General features: G+C 52.8%; 8 protein-coding genes. 3 read left to right on the forward strand and 5 right to left on the reverse strand.

The features are described 5' to 3' along the window. Positions 1-330, reverse strand: coding sequence for a DMT family transporter (locus KDM89_RS04100; protein ID WP_212686682.1), 330 nt, complete (start codon positions 328-330; stop codon positions 1-3). Positions 331-589: 259 nt separating this feature from the next. On the opposite strand from KDM89_RS04100, the gene KDM89_RS04105 reads away from it, so the two are divergent. After that, on the forward strand, positions 590-1,408 hold the full coding sequence (locus KDM89_RS04105; protein WP_212686683.1) for a M48 family metalloprotease: 819 nt from the start codon (positions 590-592) through the stop codon (positions 1,406-1,408). Between the two features lies 1 nt (position 1,409). On the opposite strand, the gene KDM89_RS04110 is transcribed toward KDM89_RS04105, so the two are convergent. Continuing rightward, the gene (locus KDM89_RS04110) at positions 1,410-1,832 is read right to left on the reverse strand and encodes a DUF1294 domain-containing protein (protein ID WP_212686684.1); all 423 of its coding nucleotides are present in this window, start codon (positions 1,830-1,832) and stop codon (positions 1,410-1,412) included. Positions 1,833-1,884: 52 nt separating this feature from the next. On the opposite strand from KDM89_RS04110, the gene ccoG reads away from it, so the two are divergent. Both ccoG and KDM89_RS04120 read left to right on the forward strand, forming a co-directional pair. Next, complete coding sequence (ccoG, locus tag KDM89_RS04115; protein ID WP_212686685.1) at positions 1,885-3,282, forward strand: cytochrome c oxidase accessory protein CcoG; 1,398 nt, start codon at positions 1,885-1,887, stop codon at positions 3,280-3,282. 10 nt (positions 3,283-3,292) lie between these two features. Further along, a complete protein-coding gene (locus tag KDM89_RS04120) occupies positions 3,293-4,717 on the forward strand; it encodes an aminotransferase-like domain-containing protein (RefSeq protein WP_212686686.1) in 1,425 nt (474 codons plus the stop codon). Between the two features lie 951 nt (positions 4,718-5,668). Here KDM89_RS04120 and KDM89_RS04125 read toward each other — a convergent pair. The 3 genes from KDM89_RS04125 to trhP form a co-directional block, all read right to left on the reverse strand. Continuing rightward, entirely contained in the window at positions 5,669-8,149 is a 2,481-nt protein-coding gene (locus tag KDM89_RS04125) for a PKD domain-containing protein (protein ID WP_212686687.1), read from the reverse strand. Positions 8,150-8,435: 286 nt separating this feature from the next. Further along, the gene (locus KDM89_RS04130; protein ID WP_212686688.1) at positions 8,436-10,877 is read right to left on the reverse strand and encodes a PKD domain-containing protein; all 2,442 of its coding nucleotides are present in this window, start codon (positions 10,875-10,877) and stop codon (positions 8,436-8,438) included. 124 nt (positions 10,878-11,001) lie between these two features. Next, a complete protein-coding gene (trhP, locus tag KDM89_RS04135; RefSeq protein WP_212686689.1) occupies positions 11,002-12,363 on the reverse strand; it encodes a prephenate-dependent tRNA uridine(34) hydroxylase TrhP in 1,362 nt (453 codons plus the stop codon). Between the last annotated feature and the right edge of the window lie 45 nt (positions 12,364-12,408).

Below are 12,408 nucleotides of genomic sequence, written 5' to 3' on the forward strand. Positions count from 1 at the left end.
TCAGCGATGAACGGAATCCGAAAACAGATTCAGCACAACAACGCCCGCTACAATTAATGCAATGCCCGTCAACGCGGCTTTATCCAGTGACTGACCATACAGCCACCATGCCAGCAGCGAAATCAGAATGACCCCCACGCCCGACCAGATGGCATACGCAATACCAACCGGAATGGTGCGCAGAGTCAGCGACAGGAAATAGAACGATGATGCATAGCCGACAGCCAGTATCAGCACCGGCAACGGTTTGGTGAAACCTTCTGAGGCTTTCAGCGCGCTGGTTGCAATCACTTCACTCAGGATTGCAATTCCGAGATACATCCAGTTCATCCACACTCCTTGACGACCAACATTGCAAGTTTCGGGGGAGGACGCATCACTTAAGCGGCCTCCGGACATAACCTGACATTATCCCGCTAATTGCTGTCGGGAATGCCATTTTTTTTCACTGGTGTGCATTTCCGGCGCCGGACGGCGAAGGGACTGCTTGTCGAAACCCATTCTGAATTAACAATCGTTTTCTTGTACGGATTGGCAAGGATTTCTAAGCTGCAACAAAGCACCATCAAGGTGCGCGGAGGAGACTGTCATGAAACCGGCCATGTATCTGCTGATCTGCGGTTTGATCTGTGTGCAAGCTTCGGCACAAGTCCCCGATTCCGGCCGCTGGCAAACGCTGTCCTACACCAGCAACGAAGTTAATGCGCGTCAGGAGCAGGATTACTACGAGCTGATACGTGAGATGGCTGATCAGGGTCAGATCAACCGGAATCCGGCAATGCTGGCAAGGCTGCGCGATATTCTTTCCAGCCTGATTCCATCCGCAGTCAGACTCAATCCCGGTGCAGCGGACTGGGACTGGGAAGTTCATCTGACCAGTTCCCCCGACATTGATGCGATCTGTTTTGCCGGAGGAAAAATACTGGTTAGTGAAATTTTCCTGCAGCAGTTGCAATTGCGTGACGGCGAAATTGCAGCGCTGCTGGCGCATGAAGCGGCGCATGCGCTGGCGAGCCATCAGCATGAAGAATTATCGGAAGCACGCCTGCTCAGGGATGCGCCGGGCAAAGACTTATCTCTGGTCGCTGAGCAATTACGCAGCGATTACAGTCTGCAACTGAAACTCAGCCAGCTTTCATATCAGCATGAAGCAGAAGCAGATCAGTTGGGCATGCAACTGGCGCTGGATGCAGGCTGGAATTCTCTGGATCTGGTGCGTTTCTATGAAAAACTGGCGACACTGCCCGATCGTGCACTGTTGTCGCGCAGCGTACCACTGCCGTCGGCGAGACTGAGCATGGCGCATGGTATGGCGAAATACTGGGCATCATTACCGGCACCGTGGGCCCATAGTTTTGCGGTGCGCTCAATGAAAACCCGCCATCCGGATGCAATTGCCATGCGCTGATTCATTTCCACCATGCTGCATATTCCGCATCCGAAAATATAAGGAACAAAACCATGATGATGAGCAAGTGCACAATCAGCGCCAGCGCAAAACGCAGTAAAAATGATGTCTTTTTACGTTTGTGCCGGCAAATCCGCATGGCCAGCATTGCGCCTGCCCAGCCACCCAGCAGCACTGCAAGCAGCAAGTGCCGCTCCGGCACGCGCCACGCGTTACGCACAGCCTGTCGTTTATCCAGCGCAAACAAGCCGTAAGTCAGCACATTTAACGCCAGCGCATATACAGCCATCATCCAGACTGATTCAGACAACATCCGTTTTCCTCCCTGTAATAGTCCGCCGCGATAGCCCGCCGTTATCGCGGCAACATCTGTTGATACCGGATCTGTACTGCTTTTTTCCGCCAGACTGCTTCTGTTTTTCATAACAGCTGCAGCGCATGATCGCGCCACGAATGACTCCTCGCTTCCGGCCGCCATGCATAATCCCGCCACTCCGCAATACAAAACCATTTCGGTTTACACCAAATTCGAGCCGTTTTATGTGCGCGAATCGCAAGGCAGATTCACGAATCTGCGCTGGCTTTGTGTACTGCTGACACAAATGGTGTTTTTTATCACACCCTGGCTGAGCTGGAATCAGCGGCAAGCTGTATTGCTGGATCTGGCGGCGCGCAAATTTTATCTGTTCGGGCTGATTCTGTATCCGCACGATCTGATTTATCTGGCAATGCTGCTCATCATTTGCGCCTTCGGTTTGTTTCTGGTGACTACCATCGCAGGCCGCGTCTGGTGTGGCTACGGCTGCCCGCAATCTGTGTACACACTGGTCATGATGTGGATAGAAAACCGGACTGAAGGCAACCGCGCCAACCGCATGCGTCTGGCGCGGGAGGGCTGGACCGCCGAACGTATCCTGCGCACCGGCAGCAAACATCTGATCTGGCTCACACTGTCATTTATCAGCGGTTTTGTATTCACCGCATGGTTTGTGCCGGTCAGCGACATGCTGCAAGCGCTGACGCAATTCCGCTTCAGCGCCGGTGTAACGACCAGCATCCTGCTGTATGGCGGCCTGATGTATGCCAACGCCGGACTGATGCGCGACCAATTTTGCCGTTACTTATGTCCGTATGCACGTTTTCAGGGTTCCATGCTGGATCAGGACAGCTTGATCATCAGCTACCACCCGCAACGCGGCGAACCGCGTCAGAAACCCGGTGCAGACCGTCCGGTGAATGCAGACAGTTGTATTGACTGCGGCCTGTGTGTGCAGGTGTGTCCGTCCGGCATTGATATCCGTAAAGGATTACAACATGACTGCACCGGTTGTGCTGCCTGTATTGATGCCTGCGATCATGTGATGGATAAACTGCAGTTGCCGCGCGGCCTGATCAGTTACAGCAGCGCACGCCAGTTACAGGAATCCCGCGCTGGTTCTGCGTCGCCAGACAAACCCCGCTTTCTGCGTCCTCGCATTGCGGTCTACAGCCTGCTGATGCTGATCATGTGTGCGGCAGCTGCTTATTTACTGGCAAACAGACCGGATGTCAGGATGGATATTTTGCCAGACCGCATGCTGACATCACGCGAACCTGCGCCAGGTCAGTTCGAGCAAGTCTACCGCTTGCATTTACTCAATACCCGTGAAGAAACTGGCAATTATGATTTAAGCATTGAAAATGTACCTGCACTGCATCTGCAATCGGATAACGTTATCCGCCTGTCGCCTGCCGGTGCAGGATTCATCAGCGTCACCGTTCGCAACACCAGCCCGTTAACTGCCGGACATTACCGTTTCCGTTTCACGCTGCGTGACAAACAGACACAGCGGACCATCGTCACAGAACCAGCCATGTTCCGGATACCCGCGTAAGGGAAGATGCATGAAACTCTACGAAAAACTGGCCGAAGATATTGCGCAATCGATCCGTGCCGGTACATTGCGGCGCGGTGAAAAACTACCCTCCGTCCGTCAGGCCAGCGAGCTGCGTTCCGTCAGCCCTGCGACGGTATATCAGGCCTACTATCTGCTCGAAGCACGGGGCCTGATACGCGGCAAAGAACGTTCCGGTTATTTCGTCATTGCCGGCAGCCACGAAGCCTTGCCGGAAGCCAGAGTCAGCGCCCGGCTCAGCGGAGAAAAGCAGACACTGGATGTCAGCAGCCTGATTTTCAGCATTCTGGAATCCGGCCACCGCGACATGGTGCCGCTGGGCTTTGCCTTCCCCTGCCCCACCCTGTTCCCGATGGGCAGACTGGCAGCCTGCATGTCTCAAAGTCTGCCGCAACTCGATCCGTGGAATACCATTGACGACCTGACACCCGGCAGCCAGCATTTGCGCCGTCAGATTGCATTGCGCTATCTGACACTGGGAATGCGGGTGCATCCGGACGACATCCTGATTACCAACGGCGCTCTGGAAGCGCTGAACCTCGCGCTGGCATCGGTCACTCAGCCCGGCGATACGGTGGTGATTGAATCGCCGTCTTTTTACGGTGCCTTGCAAGCAATTGAACGCATGGGCTTGCAGGCGCTCGAAGTGCCCAGTCATCCGCGTGACGGCATCGATCTGAATGCGCTGGAAACGGCATTCCGTCGCCACCAGCCAAAAGCCTGCTGGCTGATGAGCAATTTTCAGAACCCGCTCGGCAGCACGATTCCTGCGCAGAACAAACAAGCGATCGTGGCGCTGGCCACGCAATTCGGTGTAACGATTATTGAAGACGATGTGTATGGCGAACTGTACTTCACGGCAGAACGCCCTTTGCCACTGAAAGCATGGGATACCGAAGGCGTCGTCATTCACTGCACGTCCTTTTCCAAAAGTCTGGCACCGGGCTACCGCGTTGGCTGGGCATTAGCGGGTAAGCATACCCATGCCATGATCCGGCAAAAACTCAGCACCAGCCTGTCCACCGCACTGCCAACGCAGGAGGCTCTGGCAACGTTTCTGAGTAAAGGTTATTTCGACCGCCACCTGCAACAATTACGACATCACTTGTCGGTGCAGCAAAGCGCCAGCCTTGAAATGGTGCAACGCTATTTTCCGGAAGGTACGCGCACCAGCAGGCCGTCCGGCGGCTATTTTTTGTGGCTGGAATTACCGGAGCCGGTGGATATGCTGCTGATACAGCGTCAGGCCATGGCAATGGGAATTTCGATCACGCCCGGCCCGATGTTCTCTGCCAGCCGTCAGTTCAGAAACTGCATGCGCTTAAACGCCGGCCACCCGCTGACCCGCCGCCATGAACAGGCGCTGAAAACGCTGGGTCAACTGATGCACACGCAAACCTGCGCCGCCGTTTAGAGTGTCGAAACGCTGGTACTGCCACCCTGTATTCGACACCTGAACGACGTAAGCGAACTGAGCCGGATACACCTCATTGCCAACAGCCCCTTCGATTGCGCCAAAACAGGCAAAAAACAGCTCAAATGCGGAGTTCAGCATACCAATCCGGCTGTCGTCGGCAGAAAGTCCGGGCCTCCGTAAATCACACATGACGATATTTGCACAGTGCTGGCGGCTGAGTGAGTGCATTTGACTTAACGCGACCGAGAGCGACGTCGAACGGACTGGTCGCATGATCGGTGGGATGTGGCCGTTGGAACAGGCTATCGAGGATGTGCAAGGTGCTTATTTAGCGTCGCACTGAATTGCCCAGGTTTGACAAAATTTGCCACGTTTCTCAGCGGCTGGAATGCAGCTAAAGATGAAGCTCATTGTGCCTTACGAATTAACGGAGACGATCACAAGCCGGAGCTAATTAAACAGCGCGGGCCATGGAAGACACTGGAAGTCGTGGGGTTGGCGACGCTGGCATGAATGTGGTGGATCAATCATCATAGGCTGATGGAGTCGATCAGCACCCCCATCTGCAGATAAATAAATATTATTAATAACTTCCGATCATTCCATGTTACCCCGATCAAAAAATTGTCAACAATAATTGGCTTTCTTCCCTATCGGTGGAATGTGACCGATTGACTTCATTCAGCGGTGACGATTGAATCACTGCACCCATGCCAGTATCGCCAGTTCCGCTACTTCCCGCACCGGCTTTCCGTTCACTGGGGGCTACATTCAGCGTAGGTCGCTTTCACCGGTATTCATACACCATCTGCTTACGTCACGCACCCTTCTCATTCGTGATCGCAATGACGCTGCCTTAGTTACCACACGCCCATAAAAAAACCGCTCCGGTTTCCCGGAGCGGCGAGCTCTCTTACATTCTTACTAAATATTATTCAGATTCGCTGATTACGGTGCTGCGTCACGAACCATGATATGGAGTGTTGCGCCTGCTGGCACGATCACACCGGATTTGCTGTAGTTGGTTGCACCTGCAGCAATGGTTTCCTGAGCAAAGTAATGCGATGTAGGAACCATTGTTGCCGGAGATTTTGCCGTGATTTTGAGTGATTTCACAACAGTCGCTACGTCAATCGCGTCAAATACACCATCTACGGTACGTTGCGGGAAGCCCAGACCGGAAGGCAATGCCGATGCTGGTGTGTTACCCCACAGCGAAATACCGAATTTCGCCAGTTCATCACCCATACCCACACCGCCAACACCCTTGATCAGCGTATCCATACATGCATAGCTGGTGACTTTGACGCCATTCACTGTTTTACCATCATTACAGTCAGTCACGATTTTCTTGAACATCGACAAGCCGTATTTACGGTTGATGAATGCACCGAATGCTCCACCGAACGCATAGCTGTCGCTGGACAGATTTGTCCAGTTGACATAGCTGACGCCACCACCAGTACGCAGGTATTGCGGAATGCGAACCTGAGTCATTTCATTGTAGCTGCCACCGAAAATGGTTTTCGCCAGAATGTCTTCACCCATCATCGCTGTGGTTTCTTCCAGCCATGTATCGTGCGCTGTATCCAGAACAAATGCGCGCTGATAGAAGTTAATCATATGCACGGCTTCATGCATCAGCGTGGATTTGTAGTAGTTCAGCGCTTGCGATACCTGTTGACCGTTGACAAAGAACACCAGTGCTTCGTTACTGTCTTTGGTGCTTGGGAATGCTGTTTTCAGGAAGTTGTTACCACCCCAGAAGTAGCCACCCCATTTGGTTGTGGACGGTACGTTCGGTACAACTACGTTGATATCGAGCAGACCGTTAGTATCGCCGATAGTGTTGCTGTAGCTCTTCGTACCATAAGCGTCACCCATGATATCGGTCAGCGCGTCAAAGCCTGCTGTACCTGCGCCACCGTTAGAACAGAAGGTGTTCGCCAGTGCCAGCAAATCAGCTGCGGTTGCACCACCGTTCGGGTCACCCCAGATCACGGCATTACGGCCGGTTTTCAGCTTACAGATTTGCGCCACTTTCAGTGTGTAGCTGACAGGATTTGCGCTGTCGTAAGTATCTACCCAGACCTTAGTGTCGCCCACTGCAACAGCACGCACCGGAGGAACGTTTGCTGCTTTGACGCCAGCGGCACGGATGGTGGCTGGTTTAGCACGCATTTGCTGGATCAGGTCATGATTACGCTGATGCATAGACTGATGTGCTGTATCCATCTGTGCGTGACGGTTCAGTGCTTGCATGTTCAGGGACAATGCACCGGTCGACGCGGCAGGAATTGCCACAGGCACAGCGCCGAATCCCGGCGCAGTCAGCGAGCTGGTATCTGATGTATTGGTGAACACCAGGGTTGCTACCTGACCAGCTTTCACGCCGGAAATCGCAAAATTCAGCGATGCCGGAACAGAGCCTGTATTTTTGTACTGCCATGCACCCACACCGGAACCGGCATAGGTTGTCGCGCTGCTGGCGCTGCAACCTGCACCGGAACAGCTAGGGGCCAGCGCATTCGAAACCGCCTGCATCACAGTAACTTGTGTCGCCGCCGATTTGGTCGATTTGTTTTGAGTATTAGTTGCTGTTACAACCACACTGTAAGTACCTGCTGCCGTGTAGCTTTTTTGCACGGACGCGCCTGTACCTGTCGTGCCATCACCAAAATCCCAGCTGTAAGTCAGTGGCAGTGAATCTTGTGCAGATGCATTGAAAGTGACTGCTGCATTTGGCAGAACAGTGGTGTTATTCGCGCTGATCACCGGTGTGGATGGTGCGCCGGCTGCAGCGGAAACACTGTAATTCAGTGTTGTAGTTGCCTTGGTGCCCAGATCATTGGTGACAGTCAATACCACGGCATATGTGCCTGCAGTTGCGAAAGAATGCGACACGGTGGTACCCGTATCTTTGGAGCCGTCACCAAAATCCCAGCTATAAGTCAGCTTACCGCCGCTAGGATCGCTGGAAGCACCAGTAAATGTGACTGCGTTACCCGCAATCGATGAAGCCACGCTTGGCGTGATAGTTGGTGCTGTCAGTACTGCGTCAACGATAGTAACCGTGCCGGATGCGCTGGCTTTAGTGCCATTCGTATCGGTTGCAGTGACTTTTACTGTGTAAGTACCGGCTTTCGCAAAAGTATGTGCGGAAGTCACGCCGGTGCCGGCGGCAGTGCTATCACCAAAGTCCCAGGAATACGTTAATGCCAGGTTGGCCGACGATGTGCCGGTCGCGCTCAGCGACACGGAGCGGCCTGTGTACATGACCGGCAAACCGGATGTCGAAATACTGACGGACACGGTTGGCAATGGTGCCGGTGCTGTTGTGGAATCTCCTCCTCCGCCACCACCGCAGGCAGTCAGCGCTGCCAGAGACAGGGTAGATACGAAGAGCATCTGTGCTGTGCTTTTTTTCATTGTTTACTCCGATTTCATTAAGAAGCGCAACGATCCTAGCACAGGACACAAAATTACACATTGCAGTTACATATTGAAACAATCACAAAAAATGCGGTTTCAACCGTTATTTTTTTACTAAATTCACTTAACTTTCAAAAAAATCCCTTCATCGCAAATTATTATTTTTGCATATTCTGATTTCTTGGAATTTTCTACGAAATCTTTGTTGCATTTGAAAAATCCCGTAAAAAAAGCCGTCGCAGTGAAAACGACGGCTTTTTACCACACAATTGCTGCAGATAAATCAGGGCGCGGCGTCCCGGATCATGATATGCAGGGTTGCACCGGCAGGCACCAGCAAACCGGACTTGGTGTAACTACCTGCACTGCTCAGCACTTCCTGACGGAAATAATGGGATGTTGGCATAAACAATAGCGGAATCACCGGCGTGACCGGAATGACTTTTGCCATGCTTGCAATGTCAACCGCGGCAAAGTCGCCATCGACTGTACGCAGCGGAAAGCCGAAGCCTTGCGGCAATGCGGAGCCCGGGGTATTGCCGAACACTGAAATACCCATGCGCGCCAGATCATCGCCGATGCCATTCCCACCCGCTGCTTTAATCAGTGCATCCAGACACTGATAACTGGTTTGTGTGCCACCGTCTTTGCAATCGGTTTCGATCTTGCCAAACATACTTTGCCCGTACTTCCGGTTCAGAAAAGCGCCGAAGCTGCCACCCATAGCGTAGTGATTGCCGGATAAATTCGGCCAGTTGATATAACTGACACCGCCACCTGAAGCCAGAAAGGCTGGCAGCCTGCTTTCTGCAATTTTATTAAACGTTCCGCCGGACAAGCGTTTGCTCAGAATATCCTCCCCCATCATCGCGGAGGATTCTTCCAGCCAGGTGTCGTGATCTGTGCCCCGGACAATCGCACGCTGATAAAAATTAATCATGTGCACAGCTTCATGAATCAGGGTCGATTTATAGAAATTCATCGCCTGAGAGACTTGAGTGCCATTCACGAAAAATACCAGTGCTTCATTACTGTTGCTAAAGTTACCTCCGTTTGATTTCAGGTAATTATTCAATCCCCAGAAATATCCTCCCCATCCGGTTCCGACGGGGACTTTCGGCAATACCACATGAATATCCTGCAAACCCTTGGCGTCGGAAATCATCTCCGATCCGGCAGCACTCCCCCAGGCATCGCCCATAATATTGGTCAACGCATCAAAACCTGCTTTTCCAGCACCGCCGTTAGCACAAAAGGTATTGGCCAGTTCGGCTACGTCAGCAGCCGTTGCGCCACCATTCGGATCACTCCAGAAAACAGCATTACGTCCGCTGTTCAATCTGCAAATCTGCGCTGCCTTCAGCGTGTAACTGACTGGATTCTTGATGTCATAACCATCAATCCAGACCCGCGTATCACCGATGGCAACCGCCCGGATCCGGGGTACTGTTGACTGGCTGGCTGCGACTCTGCCGACTGCTTTACGCTGAGCAATTGCGCGTGCCAGCGCCTGATTCCGTTGCAGCATCTCATCATGTTTTAAGTCTTTTTGCATTTGAGAATGCAATGCCTGCGAATGCAGATTTTCACGATGTAATGGCGCCACCGAAGCTGGCAGATTACCAAATCCCGGCGCCAGCAAAGTCGCACTCTCTGAGGCATTTGTGAACAGCACGGTTGCCACCTGCCCCGCCTTCACGCCGCTGATACTGAAATCCATCAGCACCGGTGTTGTACCGGCATTCTGGTATTGCCAGACCCCGACACCGGAGCCGCTGTAAGTAGTTGCTCCCGTAGCAGAGCAGTTACTGCCACCACAAGCTGCGGTCAGTGCATTACTCACCTGCTGCAACACCGAGACACTAAATGGCGCAGACACCGTCTTTGCTCCCTTGGTATTGGTCGCTGTAACCGTGACCTGATAATTTCCGGCATTGCTGTAGGCATGCTGCACGGAAGCACCGTTGCCAGTGGTGTTATCACCGAAATCCCAGCTGTAGGTCAGTGGCAATGCATCCAGTGCGGATGCATTCAGAGTAATCGCCTTACCCGTACTTGCCACATTGGCCGCACTGATGACTGGCACTGTCGGGGCACCAGCATAGGCGTTCACCACATAAGAAAGCGTATTTTTAACGGTGCTACCCAGATCATTGGTGACAGTCAGCACCACGGGATAGGTGCCCTGCGTCGAAAAACTGTGCGTGACTGTGTCACCGCTGGCGGTGCCCTGATCACCAAAATCCCAGCTATACGCCAGCGTGCCGCCGCCCGGATCGGATGAAGCACCTTTAAAGCTGATATCCACACCGGCAAACCCGCTGGAAGGATTCGCCGTAATCGACGGGGTCGTCAGTACCGCATCCACCACGCTCAGTACACCGGAACTACTGGCTTTCACACCATTGCTATCGGTCGCGGTGATTTTGATGGAATAAGTGCCGGATTTGGCGTAAGTATGATTCAGGCTGGCACCGCTACCGGTACTGCCATCACCGAAATCCCACTGATAAGTCAGCGGTAAATCAATAGAAGATTTGCCAACAGCAGAAAAAGAGACCGCCCGACCGGTGTATAACACCACCTGCTTCATGGGGGAAATAGAAATGGCAACTGTGCCGACCGGTTTTTCAGCGGGTGCGGAATTACCGCCACCGCCGCAGGCAGATAAACCGCCTGTCACCAGTACAGAAGCCAGAAGGTACTGCGCAGCATGTCTGTTCATGATCGCTCCGTTTAAAATAAACGAAGCGATATTAACATAGCAACATCAATATAATTTAATAAACCGCACGATTACAATGATGTTTTTCGGACTGTGTGCCGCAACCCTCACGGCACACAAAGAATTACAGCATTTTTGCGATCAGGGCTTTTTCGTATTTTGCTTCCAGCGGAATGCGTACAGTATGACCTGCGCCGCTGATCATGTTCAGCGACTGGTTCTCAGTATTACGCATTTCACCGAGGGTCACGATTTCATTACCGGCCGGAGAAATAATTTCGATGCGGTCGCCGACGCTGAAACGGTTTTTCACTTGCACTTCGGCCCAGCCATCTTCGACTTTAGTCACCTGACCAACGTACTGGCTGCGGTGTGCCTGCGATACGCCTTCCATGTAGTTCTGATGGTCTTGCGTGTGGTGACGCTGATAGAAACCGTCGGTATAACCACGGTTGGCCAGACCATTCAGTTCGCCCAGCAATTCAGGATTGAAAGGACGGCCTGCGACGGCATCGTCAATCGCACGGCGATACACTTGTGCGGTACGTGCCACGTAGTACAGGGATTTGGTACGGCCTTCCACTTTCAGGGAATCCACACCGATTTTCGCCAGACGCTCTACGTGCTCTACCGCGCGCAAGTCTTTGGAATTCATGATGTAAGTGCCGTGCTCATCTTCCAGAATCGGCATCAGGCTGCCCGGTTTGCCGGTCTCTTCGATCAGGTAAGGACGGTCGGCCAGCGGATGACGCTTCATATCGCCCATGGCGGAGAACGACTGATTCGCATCTTCCAGCGCTTTGTTGAAATCGAACTTGATGGTTTCGACAGGAATATTCACCAGATCGCCGGTTTCGTTTTCCGACGCATTGGAAACCTTGTAATCCCAGCGGCAGGAATTGGTGCAGGTGCCCTGATTCGGATCGCGGTGATTGAAGTAACCGGACAACAGGCAGCGGCCGGAATATGCAATACACAGCGCGCCGTGGACGAATACTTCCAGTTCCATATCCGGACATTCCTGACGGATTTCTTCGATTTCATCGAGCGACAGTTCGCGAGACAGAATCACACGGGTCAGACCCATTTTTTTCCAGAATTTCACGTCGGCCCAGTTCACCGCATTCGCCTGCACCGACAAATGCACATTCACTTCCGGCCATTTTTCACGCACCATCATAATCAGACCCGGATCGGCCATGATCAGCGCATCCGGCTTCATTTCGATGACCGGTTCCATATCGCGCAGATAGGTTTTCAGCTTGGAATTGTGCGGGAAAATATTGCTGGCGACGAAGAACAGTTTGCCGCGCGCATGCGCGCCTTCGATACCCTGACGCAGCACATCCAGCGTCGAAAATTCATTATTGCGGGCACGCAGACTATAGCGTGGCTGACCGGCATACACCGCGTCTGCGCCAAAGTCGAAAGCAGCATGCATTTTTTCCAGCGAACCGGCTGGCAGTAAGAGTTCAGGAGATTTCATGATCACAACATTCCGTAACAGAACCGCAGCGCAACCGGCGCCAGC

The organism is Cognatundibacterium luofuense (assembly GCF_018139685.1).
In the GTDB taxonomy this organism is placed as follows: domain Bacteria; phylum Pseudomonadota; class Gammaproteobacteria; order Burkholderiales; family Burkholderiaceae_D; genus Undibacterium; species Undibacterium luofuense.